Source organism: Streptomyces sp. NPDC058464 (genome assembly GCF_042721035.1).
Lineage (GTDB): Bacteria > Actinomycetota > Actinomycetes > Streptomycetales > Streptomycetaceae > Streptomyces.
Genome location: NZ_JBHXMA010000014.1, coordinates 15,184 through 41,821 on the forward strand (window position 1 = coordinate 15,184; position 26,638 = coordinate 41,821).

A 26,638-nucleotide genomic window follows, 5' to 3' on the forward strand; every position below is an offset into this window, starting at 1 on the left:
TGGGGGTCCCGTGGGGGCGAGGCACCCTACCAGGGCCCGGGTCAGCGCAGAAGCGGCTCGTTCGACGCGCAGGCCTCGGCCGTCCACCCCTCGAGGTCGCGTTCGGGGCGCAGCAACCGCCTGATGGCGGCGGCGGAGGCGCGGTGCCAGTCCCGGCTGCGACGGAGCATCGCGTGGTCGCCGCCTCTGAGCAGCACCATCCCGGCCTGTGCGCCGGCCGTACGGGCCTTTCGTACATACGCCGCCGAGTCGGCGGGGTCGGTGGTCCGGTCGCGGTCCCCGTGCAGGACGAGGATCCGCGTCCCGGTGAGATCGTCGACCGGGTCGCCGGGCGGGCACCAGGGAGCGAGTGCCAGCACGCCGCTCACCGAGGGGTCGGACGCCGCGCGCAGGGCCGCCCGGCCGCCCATCGAGTGGCCGACCAGCACCACGGACGCGTCACCGGCCAGGCCGCGCAGCTCGTCCAGGGCGCGCAGGGTGTCCTGGAGCGGGTCGGCGGCGTCGTTCCAGCCCTGGTGGCGGTAGCGCACCTGGCCGATCAGCACGTCACGGGGCGAGGAGACCGAGGCGGCGGCGCTCAGGAAGGGGCGCATGCGCAGCGCGGCCGGCTGCCAGGGGCGCGCCGGACGGCGTCCGTTCTCCTGGCCGCCGTGCAGGACGAGCACCGCCGCGCGCGTCCGGTCCCGCGGGCTGCGCCGCACCACCAGGGCGCTCCCGCCCGCCTCGACGACCCGTCCTTCGGCCACCGCGTCCCCCTGTTTCCTCCGGCTTGAAGCGTGCTCCCGCCATCAAACACTCCCGGACGAACCCCCGGCCACCGAGAGGGATGTGCGGCGCGTGCCTTCCCCGTGAACATCCGTTAGGCTCCAGCCCGCACAGGGGATGCACAGCGGGGGTGGGGGACATGACCGAGGGTTTCGGCGAGCCCGAAAAGACCGGCAGACCGGGACTTCAGGCGCTTGCGGCGGTGGCCCTGTTCGCGGTCGTCGTGGGCGCGTTGTGGGCGCAGAAGCAGTTCGTCCACCAGCAGGACGCGTCCGCCGAACCGGCGACCTGTTCGGCCTCGGACGACCACCTGCCGGCCCGCTACGTCTCCGGTGCCCGGTTGTGCGCGGCGCTCAACCGCCCGGACCTGCCGGCCCTGTTGGGGACCTCGCGCGAGCGGATCGAGACCGCCGACGGCAGCGGGGAGTGGCTGACGCTCGCCGGCGGCACGAAGATCGCCGAACCCGAGGCGACGGTGACGCTGGAGACGTACTCCGTGAAACTGACGGCGTCGTACGACGACATGACCGTCGCCGAGGCGGGCGGTCTGCTGGGCGACGCCCGCACGACGACCGTCCTCGGGCACCCCGCCGTCCTCTACTCCAGCCCCACCTTCTCCATAGGCTTCGACCTCGGCGGCGGCAAGGCGAGCACGGGCCCCGGCGGCACCGCGCGCTGCGTCCTGGTCTCCAAGCACGGGAAGGACGACGGCGAGGGCACGTACGAGGTCTCGATCTGGCGGCAGGACGACGTACCGCCGGACGACACGGCCCTGGTGCGGGTCGCGGAGCAGGTGCTGCCGACCGTCCCGGGCTGGAACGGGCACTGACGGCCCCGGGCGGAACCGGGTGAGCCGCCGGACCGCCCGGGTCTCCGGGCGGTCCGGCGGCTACCGCGCCGACGCGGCCCGTCAGTTGCTCATGGGGCGACGGTCGTCGTGGAGACGAGGCTGTCCGCGGGGGGCAGCGCCGGAAGCGGGGGCACGGCGCCGAGGAGGCCGGTGACCGTGTCGAGGATCGGGGCGAGCAGGCCGGTGGCGGCACTCAGCACTCCGCCGAGGTCGAGCGAGGTCAGCGAGGTGAGCAGGCTGTCGACGGCGGACCGGATCGCGCTCAGCAGGTCCGAGACGGGATCGGCCGCGCGGGGTGCGAACCGGTGCGTGCGGTCGGCGGAGACCGTGTGCCGATGCCGCAGCCGCTCCTGGAGCCTGCTGCTCCACTCGCGGACCGCCTTGGCGTAGGCGGCGGCCCGGGTCGGGTCGATCCGGGTGCCCTGCGCCGTGGTGAGGCCGGGCAGCGCGTCCAGCAGAGGCGTCAGGGCGCGGTCGTACCGTGTCGTGTCCGTCGCGTCGATCCGGTCGAGGAACGTCGCGATGTCGGAGCCGGGCCGCGGAAGTGTCTGCGCGGCACCGGGTCCCGACGCTGCTCGGCCGGTGTCGGCGGCGGCAGCGGAGGCGGCCGCCGGGCCGAGGACCAGGGCGGCACAGACCAGGGGGGAGACGAGGAGGCCGCGGGAGGCTAGGGCGCGCATGGGTTTCCTTTCGAGAACTGCTTTCTTGCGCCCACCGTGGAAAGCGGGGGGAGGCCCCGCAACCGGTCACCGGTCGTGCACGGCTCCGACCGTGCTACGACGAGGGACCTGACCAGGTGGTTTGCCTCGCTTCGGGGCGCCGTCCGGGTGTCGGCCGGGTGTTCGCCCGTCAGGGTGCGCGAGGCGGCCGACGCGGACCGCACATGCGAAGAGCCCCGCCCCTGACGGATCAGGGGCGGGGCTCTGTGCGTGGAGCGCCGGGCAGGCCTTGCACCTGCATTTCCCCGCAGGAAGCGGAGCGTCTTTCCTTGGACCACCAACGCATCGCGTGTCACCCGGAGTCGGGCGCCTCGCTCAAGATCGAGCCTACCCCGAGCGGGGTGCCGGCCACAAACCGGATGGGGTGTTCGTCGATGGCTCTTGCATGTTCTATGGCATACACCATAAGTTACTGCCCCGTAAGGACATGATGTGTCTCGGGGGAGGACGTGTCTTTGAGGAGAGGGCGGTGGCCGCATGAGCCCGCGCAGGAGCGACAGCCGGGAGCGGATGCTCCGCGGTGCCTCGGAACTGCTCCGTGAGTACGGCGCCGGCGCCACCAGTATCGACCGGGTCCTGGCCCGCACCGGCGCCCCCCGCGGCTCCGTGTACCACCACTTTCCCGGCGGGCGGGCCCAGTTGGTCGAGGAGGCGGTGACCCGGGCCGGTGACCACATGCTGAGGCGGATCGACCTTGCCATGGCGGCCGAGGACCCCCTGGCGGCGGTCGACTCCTTCTTCGCGCTGTGGCGGGAACGGCTGGCGGAGAGTGACTACCGCGTGGGCTGTCCGGTCGTCGCCGTGGCCGCGGAGACCAACGACGAGGCACCCCAGCTCGCCCGCTCCGCCGCCGCCGTCTTCGCCCGCTGGCGGGAGGCGCTGGCCGCGCACTTCCACCGGCACGGCCTGCCGCGGCCGCGCAGCACCCGGCTGGCGGCCTTCGTCATCGCCGCCCTCGAAGGCGCCGTGATCATGTGCCGCGCCGAACGGACCACCGCACCGTTGGACGCGGCCGCCGCCGAACTGCGGGAACTGCTCACCCACGCCTTCCACGACCAGTGACGACCACAGCGGCCCGCTGCCCGGACGGCGGCCCGGTCCGCACCACCACCAGCACACCTGAGGAGCCACTCGTGACCACCGCCGAACTCGCCGCCCTGTCCGGCCTCGAACTGATGCGCCGGATACAGTCCGACCAGCCGGCCGGCAGCGTCACCCCTTCCATCGGCCGGCTGCTCGGCATGCGCTTCGACGAGGTGGAGCACGGCCGCATGGTCATCTCGCTCGACACCCGCCCCGACTTCGCCAACCCCCTCGGCATCGTCCACGGCGGCATCGCGGCCACCCTCCTCGACTCCGTGATGGGCTGTGCCGTGCACACCACGCTGCCCGCCGGCGTCGGCTACACCACCCTGGAACTCAAGGTCAACTACATCCGCGCCGCCCACATCGGAGGCCAGACCCTCACGGCCGAGGGCACCGTCATCCACGTCGGCCGCTCCACCGCCACGGCCGAGGGCAAGGTGCTTGACGAGCGCGGGAAACTGATCGCCCACGCGACCACCACCTGCCTCATCATGGGGCCGGGCGGTAACTGAGGGCCGGCTTCTCATGGCATGGGTGCGCATCCTCGCCGCCGACCCCAGCCCCGATGTCGGTGACGTTGCGGCCGAACGGCGGGAGCGTCCGCGTCATGCCTCCTGCAGGCTCGCCGTCAGGCGAACGGCTGCGTCGACCCGGGTGTTCAGCACCACAAGATCATCCGGCCGGCCCCAGTAGCTCGCGCACAGCTCCCGGCCGCTCATCGTCACCGACGGTATGCCGCGCGGCAGACCGAGTCGGCCCATCTCCCGGCGGGGCAGCCGTGCAGGCGACCGCTCCTCGGGGAGGCGGACCAGGACCGCCGTGTACCAACTCCCCGTGGTAGGGCGGGCATTGGCCGTGCTCAGGCTGCGAACCGTGGTGACGATCGTTTCTTGCGCGCGGCGCTGACGGCAGACCCGACCGGCGTCGGCGCGCGGCTACTCCGGGACGCGGGCCAGGTCGTTCAGCCAGGCCTTCGCCGAACTGTCCGACGGAGCACGCCAGTCGCCGCGCGGCGAGAGCGAACCGCCCGCCGAGACCTTCGGGCCGTTCGGCATCGCCGAGCGCTTGAACTGGGCGAAGGCGAAGAAGCGCCGGCAGAAGTAGTCCAGCCAGTGCCGGATCTCCGCCAGGTCGTACGCCTTGCGCTCGCCCTCGGGGAAACCGGGCGGCCAGGCGCCCGCCTCCCGGTCGTGCCAGGCGTGCCAGGCCAGGAACGCGATCTTCGACGGCCGGAACCCGTGCCGCAGCACCTGGTAGAGGGTGAAGTCGTGCAGCGCGTACGGGCCGATCTTCGACTCGGTGGACTGCAGTTCCTCACCCGGCACCAGTTCCGGGCTGATCTCCGTGTCCAGGATCGCGGCAAGGGTCCTGCCGGTCTCCGCGTCGAACTGCTCGCTGCTGATGACCCAGCGGATCAGGTGCTGGATCAGGGTCTTCGGCACCCCGGAGTTGACGTTGTAGTGGCTCATCTGGTCGCCGACCCCGTACGTCGACCAGCCCAGCGCCAGCTCCGACAGGTCACCGGTGCCGAGGACGATGCCGCCGCGCTGGTTGGCCAGCCGGAACAGGTAGTCGGTGCGCAGACCGGCCTGCACGTTCTCGAAGGTCACGTCGTAGACCGGCTCGCCGGCGGCGAACGGGTGGCCCATCTCCTGCAGCATCAGTCGCGCGGTCGGCGTGATGTCCAGCTCGGCCGCGGTCACACCGAGCGAGTTCATCAGGCGGTGGGCGTTGCCCTTGGTGTGCTCGCCGGTCGCGAAGCCCGGCAGGGTGAAGGCGAGGATGTCGCTGCGCGGGCGGCCCGCGCGGTCCATGGCACGGGCGGCGACGATCAGCGCGTGCGTGGAGTCGAGGCCGCCGGACACCCCGATGACCACCTTCGGGCCGCCGATCGCCGCCAGCCGCTGCTGGAGCGCGGCGACCTGGATGTTGTACGCCTCGTAGCAGTCCTGGGCCAGCCGCTGCGGGTCGGCCGGGACGAAGGGGAAGCGCTCGACGCGACGGCGCAGCCCGAGGTCGGCCGTCGGCGGGTCGAGGCGGAAGGGGACGGTCCGGAAGTCGCCCGTGCGTGCCGCGTGGGTACGGCGGTTGTCGTCGAACGACCCCGTCCGGGCCCGCTCCTGGCGCAGCAGGTCCAGGTCCACGTCCGCCACCGCGTACTGGTCGTCCAGCGGGAACCGGTCCGTCTCGGCCAGCAGTGCGCCGTTCTCGTAGATCATGGTCTGGCCGTCCCAGGACAGGTCCGTCGACGACTCGCCGAGTCCGGCCGCCGCGTAGACGTACGCGGCGAGACAGCGCTGCGACGCGGAGCGGCACAGCAGCTTGCGGTCCTCCGCACGGCCGACCGTGATCGGGCTGCCCGAGAGGTTGACCAGCACGGTCGCCCCGGCGAGCGCCGCCTCCGCGCTGGGCGGCACCGGCACCCACATGTCCTCGCAGACCTCGGCGTGCAGCACGAGTCCGGGGACGTCCTCCGCCTCGAACAGCAGGTCCACCCCGAACGGCACGCTCTCACCGCCGATCCGGATGCTGCCGCCCCGCTCGTCGTCGCCCGCGGCGATCTGGCGCCGCTCGTAGAACTCCCGGTAGTTCGGCGGGTACGACTTGGGCGCGACCCCGAGGATCCGGCCGCGGTGCACGAACACCGCGCAGTTGTAGACGCGGTTGCGGTGGCGCAGCGGGGCGCCGACGACGAGGACGGGCAGCAGGCCGGCCGTACCGGCCGCGACCGTCGCGAGGGCCCCCTCGACCTGGTCGAGCACCGCGTCCTGGAGCAGCAGGTCCTCGATCGAGTAACCGGTCAGGCCGAGCTCGGGGAAGACGGCCACCGCGACGCCCTCCTCGGCGCAGCGGCGGGCCTGGCGCAGGACCGCCTCGGCGTTGGCTCGGGGGTCGGCGATGACGGTGTGGCCCGTGCACGAGGCGACGCGCGCGAAGCCGTGCTCATAGATCGACCAGAAGTTCAACGGGGCTTCCTCGGGAGAGACGGACACGGTGTGGATGCCGGACAGAGAGCGTCGCCGTACACGGGCACCCTTTCCTTCGATCCTTCGATCCTTCGGCGGACTGGCGAACCTCCTGCCCCAAGCAGCATAGATCGCCTGATGATCTGGGCTGACCAGGCATTCTGCGCAGGCCGCGCGGCGGTCGCCGGTGCACGGCGCTCGGCCGTGCGCGGCCGGGTCACAGGGGCGTGGTCTCCAGCAGCGCCGCGGCCATGCGGCGGGCCGGGGCCTCGGTCTCCGCCGCGACACGGTGGAACGCCGTCTCCGCCTGGTGGGCCGGCCAGTCGGCGGGCAGGTGCCGCACGGGCAGCCGCGGATCGGTGCGGATGATGCCCAGCCACTCGCTGACCAGCCGCAGCCGGGTGACGACGGCGTCGTCGTCGGGGCCGGCCCGCCACGCGTCCCAGCGGGTGCGGAAGTCCTCGTACCGGGCCGCGATCGACCCGAGGTCCCAGGTGTCGCGGATCATGAGGTCGATGTCCGTCGCCTCGTCGGCCAGCGCGTGGAAGATCTTCACGTGGGCGGAGAGTCCGAGTTCGGCGACGACGGCGGAGACGTCCACCCGGCCGGGCGCGATCCACAGCCCGCTGTAGAGCGGCCCGAAGCCGGACCAGCCGAGCTGGGAGCGCAGGTCGTGCCGCTGGCGCTGCCAGGACTCCGGCAGCGAGAAGCCGAGCAGGGTCCAGGAGCCGTCCCAGTCGTCGTTGACGGCGCCCGTGTCCCAGATGCGGCGCCGGCCGTCGTGCAGGATCTGGGTGGCGAGGGGTGTCAGGCCGAAGTACATCCTGCGGCCCTGCCGTTGGCGTTGCAGCAGGTTCCGGTTGACCATGCGGGTGAGCGTGGAGCGCACGGCCTGCTCGCCGACGCCCGCCCGGCCCAGGACCGTGATGATGCTGCCCGAGTAGACGGCCAGCGGCCCCTGCTCCAGCACGTGGTTGCCGAAGAAGGCGAGCAGGAGCGACTGCGGTCGGGGCTGCGGGGCGTCCAGGGGTTCCGGGACCGTCTCGGCGTTCACCTGCGCAAGATTACGGCCACGTGGCCGACGCACACGGCGCGGGTGGCCGACGCACACGGCGCGGGTGGCCGACGCACACGGCGCGGGTGGCCGACGCACACGGCGCCGGTGGCACGCCGGGCGGCGCGCCCTGCGGCGGGGGGCGAGGCGGCGGGCGGTACCCGCCCCGGCCGGGCCGAAGCGCGGCCGGGGCGGGCCCGGGGACCCGGAACTACGCGGCGGTGCCGCCCGAGTAGTCGCTGTTGAACGTGGTCTCGACGGTCGTGGCCACCGACTGCGCCACCCCGGTACCCGTGAGGATGATGCCCAGCTCACGGTTGTTGGAGAGGGAGTTGCTGCTGATGTTCATGGAGCCGGCCTCCACCTCCTGGGTGGACAGGCCGTAGTCGGCGACCATGGCCTTGGCGTGGATGTAGAAGCCGTTGGGGTCGGAGTAGCCGACGACCGTGCCGCCGGCACTCTTGATCGAGGACACCTCGCTGGAGTAGTCACCCGGCGTCTCCAGGACGACCCGCACCTTCACGCCCGCCTTGGCTCTGGCGACGATGGCGTTGACCACCGTGCTGTCGCTGAACTCGAGCTCCTCGACGTCGAGTGTCTTGGTGGCGGCGTTGATCACGGTGAGCAGGCGGCTGCGCGAGTCGGTGGGGGACCAGAGCAGGTGGTCGCCGTCGGTGGGGGTGATCGAGGTGCCGGCGTAGTCGGCGTTGAAGACCTTCTCGATCGCCGCGACGTCACGGGTGTCGTCGGTGAAGACGCCGTAGTCCCGGCCGGTCGAGTAGTACTGGGAGGTCAGGTTGCCCGTCAGGACGAGCGACTTGGTGGCGTCGACCGTGATGGTCTTCTGGTGCGTGTAGACGAAGCTCGTCGGCGACCATGCCACGCCCACACCCGCGTTCGTGAGGGCGGTGTAGGCGGAGTTGTTGGCGCTCTTGTGCGCCTGGTCCAGGACGACCCGCACGGTGACGCCCTTGTTCTTGAGGGCGATGAGGTCGTTGACGGCCGTGGTGTCCTCCAGCTCGTACATCGTCATGTCGAGCGAGCTGGTGGCCGAGTTGATGAAGTCGTAGATCGTCGGCTCGCTGCTGCTGAGCGAGAAGGCGAACGCGGTGTAGCTCGCGGCGTTCGCGGGGACCGCGGTGGCGACCACGGCCGTGCCGGCCGCCAGGGCGACACCCGCGCGAACGAGAAGCTTCGACAGCATGTGCGTGACTCCTAGTCGAGTAGACGCTCACGTGGGGGGTGGGTGAGCGTGGGCATGACACCACGCGCGTAGACTGCCGAGGAAGGGAAGCCCGGTGAACTCACCGTTACCTGCGGGGCGGGCAGCCGGACATAGCGGACTCGCCGCAGGTGGGGGCCGGTTCATGGGCACACCGTGAGAACGCAAAATCTTTGTAGCCGCGGAGCCCCGGGCGGGCCGCCGCGCCCGGGGCCGACGGCGACCGAGGGCCCTGCAGGCCTCACGGGCCACGCCGATGCCCCGCGGTGCGAGACCCGGACGCGTCGCTCCTCCGGCTCGTTCCCCTCGTTGCGGACCGTCTGTCCGCAACGCGCCGCACGGTGTTTCCTCGGGGCTGTCGACGGTCCACCGGGTCACGGTCGCCGTCCACGCCGGCTCCGGCCCCCGGTCTCGTCGTCGGGGAGGGCTGTCGGCCGGGCTTGGCCGATGCCCGACGCACCGACCCACGTGAAGCTCAGGGCCCGACACATCCGGAGGAAGAGCCCGTTCGTCCGAGCGTGCGGCCACGTCCGTTCATCGCCGTCGACTCCGTCGGCTATGAACGGAGGTGTATGAGGTGAAGGGTGCGGGCGGCGGTGGTGACGGCGAGGAGTGCGCCGTCGGGGCTGAAGGCGACCCCGGTGGGGTCGGCCTCCTCGGCGAGGGCGGGCGTCTGGTCGCCGGTCGCGAGGTTCCACAGGACGACGACGTCGCCTGCGACGGCGAGATGGGTGCCGTCAGGATGGAAGGCCAGGCGATGTGCGCCTCTGTCGAGACGGTGCAGTTCCTCGCCGGTCGTGGCGTCGTGGACGTGGACGCGGTCGGAGGAGGCGGCGGCCAGGATCGTGCCGTCGGGGCTGTAGGCGATGTCGGTGATCTCGCCGTCCGCGGGGCCGGGGATGTGCAGGAGCGCGGCCTGCGTCTCCAGGTCCCAGACCTGGATCCGGTTCTCCTGAGACGCGAACAGGCTGCTGGCGGTGGCCAGACGCGTACCGCCTGGATGGAAGGCGAGGCGGTGGTGGGCTCCGGCAGGGTTGAGAACCAGAGGTTCGGTGTAGTCGGCTGGGTCCCACACCCGGGCGTAGAAGCCGTTGGAGGTGGCGAGGCGGGTGCCGTCGGGGCTGAAGGCCAGGCCGTGCTTGCCTGAGTACCTGATCCTGCGGCGGGCGCCGGTCGCGACGTCGATGATCCAGGTGTGGGTGCCGAGATCCGGGCCGATGGTGGCGAACGCCGTCCCGTCCGGGCTGAGAACGAGGCGCTCGCCCCCTGTCACGACGGCGATGCCGGCGAACCCGGTGATGTCCCGCCGGAAGAGGGTGTTGGGGCCGGTGTTCAGGACGAAGCTCGCGGCCTGCTCAAGGAGCGCCATGCGCCGGTCGAAGTTGTAGCGCCGCTGGATGCGGCCGTCGAGGTCGGTGAGCAGGGCCTTGCCCGGGCCGGTGACGACGAGCCGGGTGCCGTCGAGCGTGAACGCCACCGCGTTGGCGTCGATCGGGGTGCGGAGCCGGGCCTGCGGGGTCGGGGTGAGGGCCGTGACCGGGAGGGCGGTGGTCCGTACGGGGATCGGGTCGGAGCCGCGGGCGGACCGGTGTGCGGCGAGGTGGTCCTGGAACTCCGCGTGGCGGAACTGGTAGACGGGGCCGGCCTGGCGGAGCAGTCCGAGGCGGTGGGCGTCGGCGAGGAAGGGCATGAAGCGGCGGGGGAGCAGGTCGCGGCGCGCCAGGTCAGCGACGGTGATCATGTTGGTGAGCCAGGCATGGTGGCGGCCGGAGACCAGCCCGTAGACCGCGCCTGCGAGGGTGGTGAGGGCAGCGCCGACCGCGATCCTGCCGGGAGAGAGCCCGGCGAGGCCGGTGGCGAGGGCGCCGATGACGCCGCCGAGTACGGCCCCGAGGACCAGGCGTAGGAGGTTCAACGCCCGGTCGGCGCGCCAGCTGGTGACCGGGGTGGCGGCGCTGCCGTCAGCGATGGGGGTCTCGGCCCATCGGACGATCCCCTCGACCAGCCCGGTGAGCACGAATCCGGGCATGAGCACCAGGAGCTGCTCGGTGATGCCTGCCGTCGCACTCTTCCAGAACAGGCCGAGAGTCAGCGCCACTCCGCCGAGCACCACGGTCATGCCGACGGGCAACGCCAGACCGAGCGCGATCGCACGGACGAGCCGGGTGACCCTGCCGCGCAGCCGTAGATTGGCGTAGGCGGGCAGGTGGCGGATCCAGCTTTCGCTGTCGCCTTCCCGGTAGGCCAGTACGAGCGCCATCCCGCCGACGACCCACCACAGAGGCCTGTCGAGGCCGGTCATCCAGCCGACGGCCCACCCCCAGACGGCCGCGGCCGCGAGGACGGCGGCGGTCGCAAGACGGCCGGGCGGCTGCCAGTCGGTGGCGGTCGCGGTCAGCCGCCACCAGGCGAAGTCACGGACGCCCGTGCTGCGCCGGCCGACGCCCTGGACCGACGAAGGGGTCCGGTCGAGCAGACGGGCCAGATACCTAAGCCAGCGCGTCACCTTTTCAGGATCGCGGACCTCACCGGGCCGGAAGTCGGGCGCGTCGTCGGGACCGGCGGGCAGCCGGACGCTCAGCAGCTCCGGGACGAGCCGGTCGAACAGGTGCGTACGCAGCGCGGCGGCGGAAGGGAAGGCCGCCAGTGGTGCCGGGTCGGACCCCGGCACCAGGCAGGTGGTGCGGATCAGCCAGAGACCGAGTGGAGTGGAGGCGACCTCGGCGAGGGGCGCCGGGTCGCCCGTCCGCAGGGCGGCCAGGACGGCGTCCCAACCGGGGTGCGGGACGGTCCTGGCCAGGATGCCGGCGAGATGGTCGGCGACAACGGGCCCGGGCAGCGGCTCGGCCTGGGCGATCGCCGCGGCGGCGATCGACTGCCCGGCGGCGACGGCCCCCGCGTATTCGCGGGTCCGGCAGGTCAGCACGATCTGGTCGCCGGCGGCCAGGGAGCGGTTGACCTCGGTGAGGATCCCGGGAAGCAGCTCTGCGGGCACCTCGTCGAGCCCGTCGAGCACCGGGAGGATCATTCCCTCTCGGAACAGCGCCCGTGCGGTGTCGGTCCCGGAGGCGGCCAGGAACGGATAGCCCTCGGCGAGCCGGCCGGTCAGCCAGTCCTCGAACGACGACAGCCGGTCCGGATCCCATCCCTGCATGGTGAGCAGCACCGGCACCGGCTCACCTTCGCCGAGAGGGGCCAGAAGGGTGCGGACGAGCTGGATGGCCAGGGTCGTCTTTCCGGAGCCGGGACCGCCGAGGATCACCAGACGGCGGTGGTCCAGGGCCCGGAAGGCGGCAGCGAGTTCGTCGGTCCGGTCCGCCGGGAGGGACGTCGCGGTCGCGCCGCCGATCACGACGTCCTCGCCGTCCCGGGCGAACGTCGGTCGTGGGGTGAGCGCCCACCGTACCGGCATGGGGTCGGTGTCCAGCCCCAGCACCCGGACCGCTTCGTCACGCCACTGCCCGGCCACGGTGACCCGCAGCAGGGCGGCCGCCTCGGTGAGCTGGGTCTGCCTGTCCGCAGCAACCGTTCGTGACTGCGCCACCTGCGACACGACCATCACCACGGTGAGCAGACCCGTGACCGTCCAGCTGAGCGGTGCCCACCACCACGCATCCACCGCGACGGTGCTCGTCGCCAGATTCCCCACCAGGCCGAGGGCCACCGGTGCGAGGGCCACCGTCACCGGCGACAGCTCCCATCCTCCCTGCCCGTCAGCGTCCATGCCGTCCAGCATCACGATCCGCGCGACCCGGGACAACAAGGTTCCCCGAAGAAAGCGGGCGGATCACCGGCAAGACGTGACGGGGCGGGGGTTTCGATCTTCCAGTGGTCGAGGACGAGTTCGGCGAGCCGGGCCGCGGTGGGGTGATGAAGTGGGCGTCGGCCTGCTGTGGGGAATGCGATGGCCGAGCGTCGGGAGATGGTGTCGTAAAGGAAGTTGCATTTGCTCGCCGTCAAGTATTCGGCACGTCACATTCATTGAAAAGGGATTGCTCTTCCGGGCTCCGACACTATTCTTTGAGGACGTGGTAGGGGACGGGGGATGTCATGCCGGAGTTTCGGGCGAGGCAGACGCACACGGCACGTATCGAACAGCCGACGCCGCAGGGGACGACGCGCCCGGAATCGGTGTCCAGGGGCGGGCCGCGCAGGTCGGTTTCCGAGGACACCGGGTCATATGGGGCCAGGGGTGCGTATGTGGAATTGCGACGACGGGAGACCACCCCGCGCCGGGTCGAATCCCGTCTTGAGCGGTCTCGGGTCGAACGGTCCTCGACCGACGGGTCCGTGAACATCACGATCAACGGCCCCGTCAGCAACACGAACTGGGCCATCGACAACGAGGATGTCACGCAGTCGCTGATGCAGGTGGATTTCAAGAACGAAATCCAGGAAGCGGCGAGCAAGTTCCGCGAAGAACTCACGGCAGCACGCGACGCTTTCCTGTCTGAGAATTTTCCGGACTGGCAGCGCCGAACGAGGCCGTCCGTATCGGCGGCTACCGAATACGTGACCCGCGTTGCCGTGCCACCTACGGAAAAACAGATCGAGGCCGTCTACGAAGGCGTACGGTCCGCCCTGGCCACGCTGCGTAACGAACTCCCCGAGATGCGGCTGGGCAGCAGGGCGGACGGCGAGATCAGGCGTACCGTCGCGGAAATCAACGATGAACTGGGCCGTGCATCCCGGGACCGGGCCCGTGTCGGGGCGGGCCTGGAGAAGATCATCACGGTGCTTCAGGAATCCAGGTCTCCCGAGGACGCGTCGGCCGGTGAGAGGGCGTCGGCCGCGGCTGAACGACTCAAGACCGAGCGCCTCCGGTTGGACACCCTCGACGTCGCCTGAGGAGGCACGATGACCGGGACGGGCGGGCCGCAGTTCTTCGGGCCGGTCAGCGGAAGCCAGTTCGCCATCGGCAACCGCGATGTGGTGCAGCACCAGTACGTCGGAGGCGGCGACCCGGTGCCGCAACTCGTGACGACGATGCGTGCGCTGTTGACCGGGTTGGAGACCCTGGGGCTGTCTCCAGAGGGCGAGGCGACGGTTCGTCAGGACGCCCGGGCGGTTCTCGACGAGGTGGCGAACGAGCAGCCGGACGAGGGACGCCTGCGCCTCTTGGTGTCCCGCATCAGGACAGCCCTGTCTGCCATCGCCGCCGGAGCGGTCACCGGGGCCGCGACCGGCGCGGCCGAGCTGGTCCAGCGCACGCTGACCGATCTCCATCGGGCGCTGCTCTGAGGAAGCATCCCTGCCCTGCCGGCCGCCTGCGCGGGGTGGCCTCTGTCCACGTCTCGCACGCCGCGGCGGAAGCGTCGGGGCATTCCCGGAACACCGTGCTGTGGCCGGCCGCCCATGCCGTGAGTCGAGGGCAACCGGAGACAGACGGCTTGCTGACGTCCGCCCCACCGTCCGCGACCGTGCGGACGGTAGGCCGGTCAGGAATGGAGAAGCGTTACTCTTCCTCCCCGGCTAGCGTGGCGGCCGTCGACCGAGACCCCGCGCAGCAGACGGAGACGGGTTTGAGCATGGCCAGAGAGACCGAAACGACCACGTCCGCGCCGCACGTGGCCGACAGCCACGGCCTGATTCGCGTGCACGGCGCGCGGGAGAACAACCTCAAGGACGTCAGCATCGAGATCCCGAAGCGGCGGCTGACGGTCTTCACCGGAGTCTCCGGCTCGGGCAAGAGCTCGCTGGTGTTCGACACCATCGCCGCCGAGTCGCAGCGGCTGATCAACGAGACCTACCCCGCCTTCGTCCAGGGCTTCATGCCCAACATGGCCCGCCCCGAGGTCGACGTCCTCGAAGGCCTGACCACCGCGATCATCGTCGACCAGCAGCGGATGGGCGGCGACCCCCGCTCCACCGTCGGCACCGCCACCGACGCCAACGCCCTGCTGCGCATCCTTTTCAGCCGCCTCGGCAAGCCGCACATCGGCTCGCCCAAGGCGTTCTCCTTCAACATCGCCTCGATCAGCGGGGCGGGCGCCGTCACCGTCGAACGCGCCGGGCAGAAGGTGAAGGAGCGGCGCAGCTTCAGCATCACCGGCGGCATGTGCCCGCGCTGCGAGGGCCGGGGCGCCGTCACCGACCTCGATCTGGCCCAGCTCTACGACGAGACCCTGTCCCTCAACGAGGGCGCGATCACCGTCCCCGGCTACAAGGGCGGCGGCTGGAACTCCCGTCTCTACGCCGAGTCGGGTTTCTTCGACCCGGACAAGCCGGTCAGCAAGTTCACCAAGAAGGAGCTGCAGGACTTCCTGTACCGGGAGCCGACCCGGATGAAGATCGCCGGCATCAACATGACCTACGAGGGTCTGATCCCGCGCATCCAGAAGTCGATGCTCTCCAAGGACAAGGAGTCGATGCAGCCGCACATCCGCGAGTTCGTGGAGCGGGCGGTCACCTTCGCCACCTGTCCCGACTGCGACGGCACCCGGCTGAGCGAGGGCGCCCGCTCCTCCAAGATCGACGGCATCAGCATCGCCGACGCCTGTGCGATGCAGATCAGCGACCTGGCCGCATGGGTCAGAGGCATCGAGGAGCCTTCGGTCGCCCCCCTCCTCGACACGCTCCGGCACACCCTGGAGTCGTTCGTGGAGATCGGCCTCGGCTACCTCTCGCTCGACCGGCCGGCCGGCACCCTCTCCGGCGGCGAGGCGCAGCGCACCAAGATGATCCGCCACCTCGGCTCCTCGCTCACCGACGTCACCTATGTCTTCGACGAGCCCACCACCGGTCTGCACCCGCACGACATCCAGCGGATGAACGGCCTGCTGCTGCGGCTGCGCGACAAGGGCAACACGGTTCTCGTCGTGGAGCACAAACCGGAGGTCATCACGATCGCCGACCACGTCGTCGACCTCGGTCCCGGCGCCGGTGCGGGCGGCGGCACGGTCTGCTTCCAGGGCACCGTCGAGGCGCTGCGGACCGGGGGCACCATCACCGGCCGCCACTTCGACGACCGGGCCGCCCTCAAGGACACGGTCCGCAAGTCCACCGGCACGCTGGAGATCCGCGGCGCGTCCACCCACAACCTGCAGGGCGTCGACGTGGACATCCCGCTCGGCGTCCTGGCCGTCGTGACCGGTGTCGCGGGCTCCGGCAAGAGTTCCCTGGTGCACGGCTCGATCCCGGCCGGTGCCGGTGTCATCTCCGTCGACCAGGGCGCCATCCGCGGCTCCCGGCGCAGCAACCCGGCGACGTACACCGGACTGCTCGACCCGATCCGCAAGGCCTTCGCCAAGCAGAACGGCGTCAAGCCCACCCTGTTCAGCTCCAACTCCGAGGGCGCCTGCCCCACCTGCAACGGCGCCGGCGTGATCTACACCGACCTGGCGATGATGGCGGGCGTCGCCACCACCTGCGAGGAGTGCGACGGGAAGCGGTTCGAGGCATCGGTCCTCGACTACCACCTCGGCGGCCGGGACATCAGCGAGGTGCTGGCGATGCCGGTGACCGAGGCCGAGGAGTTCTTCGCCGCGGGCGAGGCGCACACCCCGGCCGCCCACCGCATCCTCCAGCGGCTCAAGGACGTCGGCCTCGGCTACCTCACCATCGGCCAGCCGCTCACCACCCTGTCCGGCGGTGAGCGCCAGCGCCTGAAGCTGGCCACGCACATGGCCGACAAGGGCGGCGTCTACGTCCTCGACGAGCCGACCGCGGGCCTGCACCTCGCCGACGTGGAGCAGCTCCTCGGCCTGCTGGACCGGCTGGTCGACTCCGGCAAGTCGGTCATCGTCGTCGAGCACCACCAGGCGGTGATGGCCCACGCCGACTGGATCATCGACCTCGGCCCCGGCGCGGGCCACGACGGCGGCCGGATCGTCTTCGAGGGCACCCCGGCCGACCTGGTGGCCGCCCGCTCGACCCTCACCGCCGAGCACCTCGCGCAGTACGTCGGCGTCTGAGCCGGGCCGACCGGTGGGCGGGGACCCGGTCCTGCCCACCGGCACACCCGCGCGGAAGTTTGAATATTCAAACGTAAATCGTTAAGCTGTGGTCATGACCACGACGCCACGCTGGCTGAACCCCGAGGAACGACGGGCGTGGCTCGCCTACGTCCAGTTCTCCACCCACCTGTCGGATCACCTGAACCGCCAGCTGCGCCGCGACGCGGGGATGACCCATGCCGACTACACCCTGCTCGCCAACCTCTCCTCGGTCAAGGATCACAGCCTGACCATGTCCGAGCTGGCCGAACGCCTGAAGATCACCCGAAGCCGTCTCACCCACGCGGTGACCCGTCTCCAGGAGGCCGGTTACGTCGACCGCCGCGAGGACCCCGTCAACCGCCGCAACCAGCACGCCGTCCTCACCCCGGCCGGCATGAGCCTTCTGGAGCGCGCGGCCCCCGGCCATGTCGAGGCGGTCCGCCGGGCCGTCTTCGACGTCCTCACCCCCGAGCAGGTGACCCGGTTCGCCGAGATCGGCGAGGCCGTGAACACCGCCCTCCAGCGCATGGACGCCGACAGCGACGAGCAGGAGGCGCTGCCCTGGCGGCGCCGTTAGCGCGGCGCCCACCGCGGCGGTACGGCCCGTAAGCCCCGGGGCCCGCCGCGGACGTCGCATCCGCCGCGGGCCCCGGGGCGCCGGCCGGGGTGGGCCGGGGAACGGTCAGGCCTCGTCCTTGCCCTCCGGGGCCAGCAGGATCGCCGTGTTGGTGTGGTGCGCCACGGCGTCGCTGACCCGCGGGTCGAACAGCGCCTCGACGGAGTTCCGGTGGTGCGGGCTCAGGACGATGAGATCGGCCGCGAACTCCTCGGCGGTCTCCGCGATGGCCGCGGCGACCTGCGTGGTCAGCCCCCTGACGAGGGTCCCCTCGGCCTTGACGCCCTGGTCGCGCAGCGCCGTCAGCGCCTCGTCCAGGACGGCCTGGGCCTCGGAGTCCTCCTCCAGGGGCACGACCGCGGCGACGGAGGCGGCGGAGGCGATGACGTGTATGACGCGGACCTCGGCGTTCGTCAGCTGCGCCAGCTCGCCGGTCAGCCGCACGGCGGAGCGGCGGGCGGGGCTGGGGTCGACGGCGACCAGGATGCGCTGGAACACGGACACGGTGTTTCCCCTTCCGGGGGCCTGGAAGGTCTACTCGGTGGTCAGGGACGCCGGATCACGGCGTGACGGGTCGGCGCTTCCGGCGCCGAACGAGTTCTTCCAGCCCCACCCTGTGATCATCTCACCGGCCTCCGGCGCGACGGACGGCGGCCCGTGTAACAGCCACTGAACTGCCGAGAGCCGGACGGTATCGGCGACGCGGCCGAACCCGCGGCCCCCTTCACCGCATGACGTCGACGAGGTGCGGCACGACGCGGGTCAGCCGGGTCACGCCCCACAGGATCAGCCCGGCCCCGGCCACCTCGGGCAGCAGCCACCACCCGGTGCGGACCGACTCGTCGAACAGGGCGACGCCCAGCAGCAGACTGACCGCCGCGTCGCCGATCGTCAGCGCGGGCTGGGAGGCGACGAGCGGACCGGCCTGCAGCGCGTTCTCCAGGAGCAGCAGCGCCGCGATCCCGGTGAGCGCGAAGCCGTAGGTCTGCCAGGTGGTGAGGAACGCGCCGAGGCCCCCGTCGGCGAGGCGACCGGTGGCCGACTTCATCAGGGCGGCGGTCAGCGCGTTGCCGATCGCCGCTCCCGAGGCCAGGGCCGCCGCGCGGAACAGCGGCGACGAGGACGACCGCACGAGCAGCACCGCGACGGCGATGGCGCCCAGGGTGAGGGCGAGAGCCGGGATCCAGCGCTGCATCGACGCCTGCTGGCGGCCGCCGGACGGGGCCGCCGCGGCGAGCAGCAGCGCCAGGCCCGCCACCACCACCGCGATCGTCCGCCAACCCTCCGGGCTGGGCCGGCGGTGCATCAGCGGTACGGCGATCAGCAGCGCGAACGGCAGTTCCAGCATGAACAGCGGCTGGACGAGCGCCATCGGCCCGTTGACCAGGGCGAGCGCCTGGAAGACCGCGGCGCCCGTCACCCCGGCGATACCGATGGCCCAGGCGGGGCGCCGTACCAGCACCAGCAGCAGGCGCAGTCCGCTGCGGCCGGGCACGGTGGACGCGGCCTTGCGCTGGAAGGCCGTGCCCGCCGCGTTGCTGACGGCACCCAGGACGGCGAAGAGCACGGCGAGCACCATGGTTCCAGCATGCCTGCTGCGCCCCGACCGCTCAGCCCCGGAACGCCCGGGCCGGTGGTTCGGAGCGGGGCCACGGCCGGAGCACGATCTTGCCCTGGGCGTGGCCCTGTTCCAGCTCACGGAACGCGTCCTGGACCTGTGCGAGCGGGTGGACGCGGGCGATCGGGACGTCCAGCCCGCCCCGTGCGGCGAGGCGCGCGAGTTCGCCGACCACGACCGCGCTCGCGGCCGCGCCCTCCCCGTAGGTCCGTGCGCCGACCCTGGCCGCGGCCCGCCAGTCGCGGATCGTGTTGATCCGTTCGGGTCGTACGCCCAGGTCCACGGCCAGGTCCACGTAGCCGTCGCCGAAGGTGTCGATGAACGCGTCGATGCCTTGGCCGCCTGCGGCCTTCCGGATCCCCTCGGCCGCGCCCTCCCCGTAGGCGACCGGGACGATGCCGTGGTCCGCGAGCCAGGCGTGGTTGCGTTCGCTCGCCAGCCCGATGACGTGGGCGCCGCGCCGTCGGGCGAGCTGTACGGCGAGCGACCCCACGCCGCCGGCCGCGCCGGACACCACGACGGTCTCGTCCGGCTGGGGGTCCACCGCGAACACCGTCGCGTACGCGGTGGTGCCGGCCACGTACAGCGATCCGGCCACCTCCCAGGGCAGTCCCTCGGGGCGGGACACCAGGTTCACGTCGTCGGCCACGACGTACTCCGCGTGGCTCGCCCTGCGATGGGTGAAGCCGAGGACCTCGTCGCCCACCGCGAAGCCGCGCACCTCGGGACCGGTCTCCACCACCACGCCCGCCAGATCGCTGCCCTGTCCGGAGGGAAACGTCGCGGGCCAGCGGCCGTGCCGGGCGCCCTCGCGGATCATCACCTCACCGGGCTGGATCCCGGCCGCGCGGACCTCGACCAGTACCTGACCGGGGCCGGGCACCGGCCGCTCGACCTCCTCGACCCGCAGTACATCGATCCCGCCGTACGCGTGGAACCGCACCGCCTTCATCGCGTGATCACCGCTCTTCCTCACTGGGACAAGCCTCGGCCGACGACCGCCGGCCGGTGACCCACCGACCGCGGCTTGGCGTTCAACGACCCGGTGCCGGCAGTCTCTTCCCGTTTCTCCCGGCCCGGCGATGCGGTTTTCGAGGCGTGTGCGTACGTCAGGCGAGCCGCTCGGCGAGGGGGTCGCCGGCCAGGAACGCGGCCAGTTCCGTCCGGTCGGGCGCCGTGGCCGGGCCGCGCCGGGTCACCGCGCAGGCCGCCGCCGCGTTGGCGCCGCGCGCGGCCGTCAGCGGATCGAACCCCTGGCCGAGCAGGGCGAGGAACGCCCCGACGTGCGCGTCGCCCGCCCCGTTGCTGTCCACGGCGGTGACCGGGAAACCCGGTACGTGCACGGGAGGCCCACCCGGGGCGGCCAGCCAGCAGCCGTCCTTGTCGGCCCGTACGAGCACGCCCGCCCCGGAGGGTAGCCGCCGCCCGAGCGCCGCCGCCGCGGTACCGGGATCCCCGTGCCCCGTCATGATGCGGGCCTCGCGGGCGTTGGTGCTGAGCCAGTCGGTTCGGGCCAGCACGGGCGCGAGGACGCTCTCGGGGATGTCGGCGACAAGAGGTCCCGGATCGAGACAGAGGACGCTGCCGGCGGGCAGCGCGGCGGTGAGGCCGGACAGCAGCGGGCCGTTGCCCGGCAGGGCCAGTCCGTAGCCGGAGAGCTGGACGAGGTCGTCGGGGCGCAACCGGGTCCGGACCGCGGCCAAGTCGGCCGCGGTCAGTGTGGCCTCGGCGCCGAAGCTGGTCACGAAGGTGCGTTCGCCGCCGGAGTCGACCAGGGCCACCGTGAAGCCGGTGTCGAGGTCCGCGCGGGCGGGCAGCAGCGTGCCGATGTCCTCCGCGGCCAGCGCCGCGCGCACCAGGTCGCCGTGCGGTCCCGTGCCGTGCAGGCCGGCGTAGACGGCCTCCGTGCCCAGGCGGCGGGCCGCCACCAGGGTGTTGAAGCCGCCGCCGGCGGTCGTCGCGGTGTGGGTGCCGGCGACGTCGCCGCCGCGTTCGGGCAGCGCGGGGATCTCGATCACCACGTCGGCGATCACGTTCCCGGCGAGGACGACCCTTCTGCTCATCGGCCCGCTCCCTGGAGACCGGCGGTGACGGGTTCGCCGCTGTCACCCCGGGCGGGGGTGGCACGTCGGCCGCACAGCGCGTACACGGCGGCCGCGACGGCCATCGAGACGGCCCAGCCGAGGCCGTTGACGCCGAACCAGGTGTCCGAGAGCGGGCCCGCGAACCAGACGTCGTCCGCGCTGGTCGACGCCTTGGTGAAGAGCAGGCCGGCGACGATGGCGAGCGCCCAGCCGAGGACCGCGGGCAGCCGGAAGCCGCCCGAGTACCAGTAGGCGCTGGACCGGGTGGTGTCCATCAGGGCCCGCGGGTCGTACTCGCGGCCGCGCAGGGAGTCCACCGCGATCACCCCGATCCAGGCCGAGATGGGCACGGCCAGCAGCGTCAGGAAGGTCGAGAACGGCCCGTAGAAGTCGTCGGCGACCAGCATGAAGTAGATGCCGCCCGCGAACATCAGCACCACGTCGAGAGCGACGGCGTACGCGCGCGGCACCCGCAGACCGAGGGTGATCATCGTGAGCCCCGCGGAGTACGTGGAGAGGTGGTTCGACATCAGCAGTCCGCCGAAGGCCGCGACGAGGTACGGGACCGCCATCCACGACGGAAGCATCGCGTTGACCGCCGCGACCGGGTCGGAGGCGGTGGCCAGTGTCCGGTCGCCGGCGGAGAGCAGCGAGCCGAGTGAGATCAGCAGCACCAGCGGGATGCCCGCGCCGAACGCCGAGGCCACCACGAGCCGGCGGCCCGGGATCGCGCGCGGCAGGTAACGGGCGTAGTCCGCACCGGCGTTGGCCCAGCCGATACCCGTGCCCGAGGCGATGAAGCCCACCCCGGCGACCACCGCGCTGGCCGGACCCGCCGGGGTGTCGAGGACCTTGGTCCAGTCGACGGTCGAGATCAGGAAGCCCATGACGACCAGGTTCAGGATCCCGAAGACGACCGTGGCCCACTTGTTGATCCACATGATGGTGGCGTGACCGAGGCCGCTGATGAGCAGCGTGCAGGCGATGAAGACCAGCAGGCAGACCAGCGTGAGCACGGTGTTCTTCCGGACGCCGAACGCCGTGTCGAGCAGCGCCAGCAGCGCGTAGGCGGCGGTGGTCGTGGAGATGGTCTCCCAGCCGACCCGGCTCAGCCAGGTGATCAGGGTCGGTCCCGCGTTGCCCCGCTGCCCGAAGACCGCCCGGGACAGCGTGAGGGCCGGCGCGCCGCCCTTCTTGCCGGCCAGACTCAGGGCGCCGACGAGGGCGAACGAGCCGAAGGAACCGAGGACGGCCACGAGGACCGCCTGCCAGATGTCGAGGCCGCGGAACGCCACCAGGGTGGCCCCGAGCGGCAGTCCGAGGATGCTGATGTTGGCGGCGAACCAGGTCCAGAACATCTGGCCGGCATGGCCGTGCCGTTCACTGTCGGGGACCGGTTCGATCCCCCGGGTCTCGACGGTACCGACGCGATCGTTCGTCTTCGAAACGGCCATGACGGAACCTCCTTGCGGGGTGCGGAAGGGCGGGTGGCGGGGTGGAGCGTCGGTCGGCCGACGGAGCGGAGCGCTGGTCGGCCGAACGGGGTGCCGGTCGGCTTGGAGGGGTGGCGCGCGGAGAAGCGGAGTGTCGGTCAGCGCGGCCGGGGTGTTCCTCAGTGCAGCGGGGTGGCGGGCGGCGGGGGAGCCGGGGCGGTTCAGCGGTAGGCGAGCAGGCGGGCCGTCAGGGGTTCCAGATCGAGGGAGTTGACGGTGCGCAGCGTGCGGACGGCCTCGGCGGGCAGCGCGGAGAGCCCGGCGACCGAGCCGGCGACGGCGCCGGCGATCGCCCCGATGGTGTCGCTGTCGCCGCCGAGGTTGGCGGCGAGCAGCGCGGTCCGCCACGGGTCGCCGTCCGCCAGCGCGAGCACCGCGAAGGCGGCGGGCACCGACTCCTGGCTCGCCACGCTGGTGCCGACGAGCGCCACGACCCGGTCCAGGGCCTCGGCCTCGGTGCGGCCCCGCACCAGCTCCCGGGCCCACTCGATCCGGGCGGCGATGTCCGCCCCGGCGATCCAGTGCCCGCGCCGCGCACCGGCACGGGCGGCGGACACGGCGGCGGTGACGGCCTCGTCGAGCGAGCCGCCGCCGACTCCGGTGCTGACGGCCGCGGCCACGGCGGCGGCGCCGGCGATGCCGATGGTCGTGTCGTGGGTGACCTGGCAGGACTCCACGACACGGTCGACGAAGGCGTCGAGCGGGTCGGCGGCGAAGGCGATCCCCACCGGGGTGACGCGCATCGCGGCGCCGTTCGTCGTACCGGTGCGGCCCGCCTCCCGCGGCGGGACGCCGCGGGCCACCGCGTCCAGCGCGGCCTTGGTGGACGGGCCGAGGAGGTCGAAGGACCCCTTGGCCTTCATCTCCTTCTCCCAGTCGAGCAGTTCGTGGGCCAGCCGCAGCGGATCGATCCGGCCGTCCCCCTCGACGAGGAGCCGGCCGACGACGGCGGCCTGGTCGGTGTCGTCGGTGACGGACCCGGCGGGCATGCCCGCGCTGACCGGGTTGTCGGGACGGGCGGCCTCGAAGCCGGTGACGGCGCCGTACACCCGTACGACGTCCGCCCTGGACATCACCTGCGTGGGCATCCCGAGGGCGTCACCGAGGGCGAGTCCGTAGAAGGCGCCCAGGGCGCGGTCGAGTCGGTCGGTCACGAGCGGCCTCCGTTGCCCGAGCGGACGTGCAGTTCGAAGCGGGCGGGGTCGAGGAGACTGTCGACCTGCTCGACCACCGAGCCGTCGGCGGCCCGGTACACCTGGTCGAGGCGGAGGAAGGACTCGCCGGGGGAGCGGTGCAGCACGGCGGCCTCGGCCTCCTCCAGCCCGCGTACCGAGACGACACCCTCACCGGAGTCGCTGACCCGGCCCGCCGCGATCAGCGCCCGGCTCAGCGAACCGCCGTCGAGGCCGCGCTCCGGCAGCCCGGCAAGCCCCTCGGTCACCGGCACCCGGCTGCGCTCCAGCGACACGCCCCGCCCGTCGGGCAGCCGCCGGACCCGGTCCAGGGCGAGGAACGCGTCGGAGGCGAGCGTGAGCCGGGCGGCCAGCTCCGGATCGGCGATCTCCTCGAAGCGGAGGATCTCCGTCGTCAGCTCGGAGCCCTGCGCGGCCAGCGCCCGGGTCCAGCCCAGGCGGTTGTCGAGCGGCGTCCCGTCGAAGGTGACGAACGAGCCGATGCCCGCGTGGGTGGCGATGAGGCCCTCCTCGCCGAGAACCTGCAGGGCCTGCCGAAGGGTGGTGCGGCTGACGCCGAACCGCTCTCTGAGCGCGTGCTCCCCGGGGAGCCTGCTGCCGTCGGCATGGACCCCGGCGCGGATCTCGTCGGCGAGAACTCGGGCGATGCGGTGGTGCTTGTGAACCTGTCCAGGCATGTCTAGACAGTAGGTGAACAAGTCTCGGCCGTCCAGAGGTGCCGGCTCGCTCTCTAAACTTGACTCTGTCAAAACTAGGTGGTTATGTTCGATGTGTGCCGCGGCGGCGAGACCCCGTCGGCGCACAGCTATCACGCACCCCACCGCACCAGCGGGTGGGCCGTCTCATCGGGAAGCGACATGCACTGTTACGACTGCGCCCAGGCGGGGCGTCACGATGCCAACGGGATCGGCGCCTGCACCCGCTGCGGCCTCTTCACCTGCGCCGACCACTCCCGGGTCGTGCAGGCCACCGTCCAGCGCCCCATCGGGGTGATCCCCATGACGAGCGTCCTGCCGTCCCGGCGCCTGGTCTGCGGCGCCTGCCGTACGGCGGAGGCTTCCTAGAACTGACCGGGTCAACTCTGGTTGTATCGTGCACTCACAGGGCGGAACGGTCGGTATGCCGTAGGAGAGCGAAATGACCATGGAGCAGCTTGCGGGCGACCTGCTCAAGCGCAAGGGTCTGCGCAGCACGGCCCAGCGCCGGGCCGTGCTGACCGCGCTGCAGGGCCGTCCGCACTCCACGGCGGCCGATCTCGAGACACGCATCGGCACGGACCGGGCCGCGGCCGGCGGGCTCTCCCGGCAGGGCCTCTACAACGTGCTGGAAGACCTGACGAAGGCGCAACTGGTCCGCTGCATCGAGCCCGCCGGTTCGCCCGCCCGGTACGAGCTGCGGGTCGGCGACAACCACCACCATCTCGTCTGCCGCCGGTGCGGTCTGATCGAGGACGTCGACTGCAGCGTCGGCGCGGCACCGTGCCTCACCCCCGACGAGGACAAGGGCTTCGCCGTCGACGAGGCCGAGATCACCTGGTGGGGACTGTGCGCGCAGTGCCGTCAGGCCACCACACAGCAGTAGCTCCCGCCGAACCGGCTTCGAGTGACGCAGCTCACCTCGCTGTGCCCACCGATCCAGGAATGCGCGCTCGCCGCCTCACGCTGCAACGTTCTAGGGGTGGACTGGGCAAGGGTGCTCGGTGCGGCCGGTCACGGAGGGTGGGGACACCATTCGGTCCCGTCCCGCTTTCCCCTCCCCGAACCCGCCGTCCCCGAAAGGTTCCCCCGCTCACCATGCCTCTGGCTCTGCTGGCCCTTGCCGTCGTCACGTTCGGCATCGGCACCACCGAGTTCGCCACCATGGGCCTGCTGCCCCAGATCGCCGACGGCGTCGGAGTGTCGGTGCCGCATGCCGGCAACCTCGTCTCCGCCTACGCCCTCGGCGTCGTCGTCGGCGCCCCCGTCCTGACCGGTATCGGCGCGCGCATACCCCACAAGCGCCTGCTGCTCCTGCTGACCGGGCTGTTCGTCGTGGGCAACACGGCGTCCGCGCTCGCCCCGAACTTCGGCCTGCTGTTCGCCGCCCGCTTCCTGGCCGGACTGCCGCACGGCGCCCTGTTCGGCGTGGGTGCCGTCGTCGCCTCCCGGCTGGTGCCCGCCGACCGCGCGGCCCGCGCGGTCTCCCGGATCTTCCTCGGCCTCACCATCGCGAACATCGTCGGCGTCCCCGCCGGCACCGCCCTCGGCCAGCATCTGGGCTGGCGCTACGCCTACTGCGCGGTCGCCGTCATCGGCCTCGTGGCGCTCCTCGCACTCGCCCTCCTCGTGCCCCACCAGCCGCGCGGCCCGCAGGCGGGCATCCGGCAGGAACTGCGGGCGATGGGCAACCGGCAGGTCTTCATCGGCCTGGCCACCGCCGTCGTCGGGTTCGGCGGCTTCTTCGCCGTCTACAGCTACCTCGTCCCCATGCTCACGCACCTGACGGGCCTCTCCGACGCCTCGACCACCTGGGTCCTCGCCCTCTACGGCGTCGGCATGACCCTCGGCACCCTGCTCGCCGGCCCCCTCACCGACCGCGCCCTGCGCCCGACGCTGTACGCCGGGATCATCCTGCTGGGGGCGGCACTGGTGACGTTCTACTTCACCGTCCACAGCGTGGTCCCGGCCCTGGTGACGGTCACCTTCATCGGCGCGATGGGCGCGCTCGTCACCACGCCCGTCCAGATGCTCCTGATGATCAACGCGAAGGACGCTCCGACGATGGCGGCGGCCTCCAACCACTCCGCCTTCAACATGGCCAACGCGGCCGGGGCCTGGCTCGGCGGTCTGGTCATCTCGGCCGGCTGGGGCTGGGCCGCGCCCAACCTGGTCGGCGCGGTCCTCGCGGCGGCCGGCCTGGGACTGGCGGTCATCGGCGGCCTCCTCGACCGCGGCGGCCGCCCCTCGAAGGTGGTCGCCGGCAAGGACACCGCGGAGCCGGTGCAGACCGCAGCACCCGCACCGGACCTGACCGAGCCGGACCTGACCTGACCTGAC

The 26,638-nt window shown here is 72.0% G+C and carries 23 protein-coding genes; 10 read left to right on the top strand and 13 right to left on the bottom strand.

Going from position 1 to position 26,638, the window contains the following annotated elements:
- Positions 1-41: 41 nt before the first annotated feature.
- Positions 42-746, bottom strand: coding sequence for an alpha/beta fold hydrolase (locus tag ACFWPQ_RS19840; protein WP_384035998.1), 705 nt, complete (start codon positions 744-746; stop codon positions 42-44).
- 158 nt (positions 747-904) lie between these two features.
- Between ACFWPQ_RS19840 and ACFWPQ_RS19845 the strand changes: the two genes are divergently transcribed.
- A complete protein-coding gene (locus ACFWPQ_RS19845; protein ID WP_384036001.1) occupies positions 905-1,594 on the top strand; it encodes a DUF6215 domain-containing protein in 690 nt (229 codons plus the stop codon).
- Positions 1,595-1,683: 89 nt separating this feature from the next.
- Here the strand turns inward: ACFWPQ_RS19845 and ACFWPQ_RS19850 are convergent, their stop codons facing one another.
- Complete coding sequence (locus ACFWPQ_RS19850; RefSeq protein WP_384036004.1) at positions 1,684-2,295, bottom strand: hypothetical protein; 612 nt, start codon at positions 2,293-2,295, stop codon at positions 1,684-1,686.
- A 516-nt stretch (positions 2,296-2,811) separates the two neighbouring features.
- On the opposite strand from ACFWPQ_RS19850, the gene ACFWPQ_RS19855 reads away from it, so the two are divergent.
- A complete protein-coding gene (locus ACFWPQ_RS19855) occupies positions 2,812-3,396 on the top strand; it encodes a TetR/AcrR family transcriptional regulator (protein WP_384036006.1) in 585 nt (194 codons plus the stop codon).
- 71 nt (positions 3,397-3,467) lie between these two features.
- The gene (locus ACFWPQ_RS19860) at positions 3,468-3,932 is read left to right on the top strand and encodes a PaaI family thioesterase (protein WP_384036009.1); all 465 of its coding nucleotides are present in this window, start codon (positions 3,468-3,470) and stop codon (positions 3,930-3,932) included.
- 423 nt (positions 3,933-4,355) lie between these two features.
- Here ACFWPQ_RS19860 and ACFWPQ_RS19865 read toward each other — a convergent pair whose 3' ends face one another.
- The 4 genes from ACFWPQ_RS19865 to ACFWPQ_RS19880 form a co-directional block, all read right to left on the bottom strand.
- Positions 4,356-6,386, bottom strand: a complete 2,031-nt coding sequence (locus ACFWPQ_RS19865) for an NAD(+) synthase (RefSeq protein WP_384036363.1) — start codon at positions 6,384-6,386, stop codon at positions 4,356-4,358.
- A 217-nt stretch (positions 6,387-6,603) separates the two neighbouring features.
- A complete protein-coding gene (locus tag ACFWPQ_RS19870; protein ID WP_384036012.1) occupies positions 6,604-7,440 on the bottom strand; it encodes a PaaX family transcriptional regulator C-terminal domain-containing protein in 837 nt (278 codons plus the stop codon).
- A gap of 211 nt (positions 7,441-7,651) precedes the next feature.
- Positions 7,652-8,644, bottom strand: a complete 993-nt coding sequence (locus tag ACFWPQ_RS19875; protein ID WP_384036015.1) for a phospholipase D-like domain-containing protein — start codon at positions 8,642-8,644, stop codon at positions 7,652-7,654.
- 574 nt (positions 8,645-9,218) lie between these two features.
- Positions 9,219-12,386 carry a hypothetical protein gene (locus ACFWPQ_RS19880; protein WP_384036018.1) on the bottom strand — a complete coding sequence of 1,056 codons (3,168 nt, stop codon included), beginning with the start codon at positions 12,384-12,386 and terminating at the stop codon, positions 9,219-9,221.
- 566 nt (positions 12,387-12,952) lie between these two features.
- Between ACFWPQ_RS19880 and ACFWPQ_RS19885 the strand changes: the two genes are divergently transcribed.
- The 4 genes from ACFWPQ_RS19885 to ACFWPQ_RS19900 all read left to right on the top strand — a co-directional run bounded on the left by ACFWPQ_RS19885 (position 12,953) and on the right by ACFWPQ_RS19900 (position 17,176).
- The gene (locus ACFWPQ_RS19885) at positions 12,953-13,510 is read left to right on the top strand and encodes a hypothetical protein (protein WP_384036021.1); all 558 of its coding nucleotides are present in this window, start codon (positions 12,953-12,955) and stop codon (positions 13,508-13,510) included.
- A 9-nt stretch (positions 13,511-13,519) separates the two neighbouring features.
- Entirely contained in the window at positions 13,520-13,903 is a 384-nt protein-coding gene (locus ACFWPQ_RS19890) for a hypothetical protein (protein WP_384036024.1), read from the top strand.
- A 287-nt stretch (positions 13,904-14,190) separates the two neighbouring features.
- Positions 14,191-16,575 (top strand): ATP-binding cassette domain-containing protein, encoded by a 2,385-nt coding sequence (locus ACFWPQ_RS19895; RefSeq protein ID WP_384036027.1) that lies wholly within the window; start codon positions 14,191-14,193, stop codon positions 16,573-16,575.
- Between the two features lie 94 nt (positions 16,576-16,669).
- Complete coding sequence (locus ACFWPQ_RS19900; protein WP_384036030.1) at positions 16,670-17,176, top strand: MarR family winged helix-turn-helix transcriptional regulator; 507 nt, start codon at positions 16,670-16,672, stop codon at positions 17,174-17,176.
- Positions 17,177-17,281: 105 nt separating this feature from the next.
- Here the strand turns inward: ACFWPQ_RS19900 and ACFWPQ_RS19905 are convergent, their stop codons facing one another.
- From ACFWPQ_RS19905 to ACFWPQ_RS19935, 7 genes are all read right to left on the bottom strand, one after another.
- Positions 17,282-17,713 carry a universal stress protein gene (locus ACFWPQ_RS19905; protein WP_384036367.1) on the bottom strand — a complete coding sequence of 144 codons (432 nt, stop codon included), beginning with the start codon at positions 17,711-17,713 and terminating at the stop codon, positions 17,282-17,284.
- A gap of 226 nt (positions 17,714-17,939) precedes the next feature.
- Positions 17,940-18,794 carry a DMT family transporter gene (locus tag ACFWPQ_RS19910; protein WP_384036033.1) on the bottom strand — a complete coding sequence of 285 codons (855 nt, stop codon included), beginning with the start codon at positions 18,792-18,794 and terminating at the stop codon, positions 17,940-17,942.
- Positions 18,795-18,825: 31 nt separating this feature from the next.
- On the bottom strand, positions 18,826-19,785 hold the full coding sequence (locus ACFWPQ_RS19915; protein ID WP_384036369.1) for an NADP-dependent oxidoreductase: 960 nt from the start codon (positions 19,783-19,785) through the stop codon (positions 18,826-18,828).
- Positions 19,786-19,942: 157 nt separating this feature from the next.
- Positions 19,943-20,896 carry a PfkB family carbohydrate kinase gene (locus tag ACFWPQ_RS19920; protein WP_384036036.1) on the bottom strand — a complete coding sequence of 318 codons (954 nt, stop codon included), beginning with the start codon at positions 20,894-20,896 and terminating at the stop codon, positions 19,943-19,945.
- Positions 20,893-22,371 (bottom strand): purine-cytosine permease family protein, encoded by a 1,479-nt coding sequence (locus tag ACFWPQ_RS19925; RefSeq protein WP_384036039.1) that lies wholly within the window; start codon positions 22,369-22,371, stop codon positions 20,893-20,895. The genes ACFWPQ_RS19920 and ACFWPQ_RS19925 overlap by 4 nt, the downstream gene beginning before the upstream one ends.
- Before the next feature lie 200 nt (positions 22,372-22,571).
- On the bottom strand, positions 22,572-23,564 hold the full coding sequence (locus tag ACFWPQ_RS19930) for an ADP-ribosylglycohydrolase family protein (protein ID WP_384036042.1): 993 nt from the start codon (positions 23,562-23,564) through the stop codon (positions 22,572-22,574).
- Entirely contained in the window at positions 23,561-24,280 is a 720-nt protein-coding gene (locus ACFWPQ_RS19935) for a GntR family transcriptional regulator (protein WP_384036045.1), read from the bottom strand. The genes ACFWPQ_RS19930 and ACFWPQ_RS19935 overlap by 4 nt, the downstream gene beginning before the upstream one ends.
- 180 nt (positions 24,281-24,460) lie before the next feature.
- Between ACFWPQ_RS19935 and ACFWPQ_RS19940 the strand changes: the two genes are divergently transcribed.
- From ACFWPQ_RS19940 to ACFWPQ_RS19950, 3 genes are all read left to right on the top strand, one after another.
- Positions 24,461-24,667 carry a DUF2180 family protein gene (locus ACFWPQ_RS19940; protein ID WP_384036048.1) on the top strand — a complete coding sequence of 69 codons (207 nt, stop codon included), beginning with the start codon at positions 24,461-24,463 and terminating at the stop codon, positions 24,665-24,667.
- Between the two features lie 73 nt (positions 24,668-24,740).
- Positions 24,741-25,184, top strand: coding sequence for a Fur family transcriptional regulator (locus tag ACFWPQ_RS19945; RefSeq protein WP_384036051.1), 444 nt, complete (start codon positions 24,741-24,743; stop codon positions 25,182-25,184).
- Between the two features lie 212 nt (positions 25,185-25,396).
- Complete coding sequence (locus ACFWPQ_RS19950) at positions 25,397-26,632, top strand: MFS transporter (RefSeq protein WP_384036054.1); 1,236 nt, start codon at positions 25,397-25,399, stop codon at positions 26,630-26,632.
- The last annotated feature ends 6 nt before the right edge of the window (positions 26,633-26,638 follow it).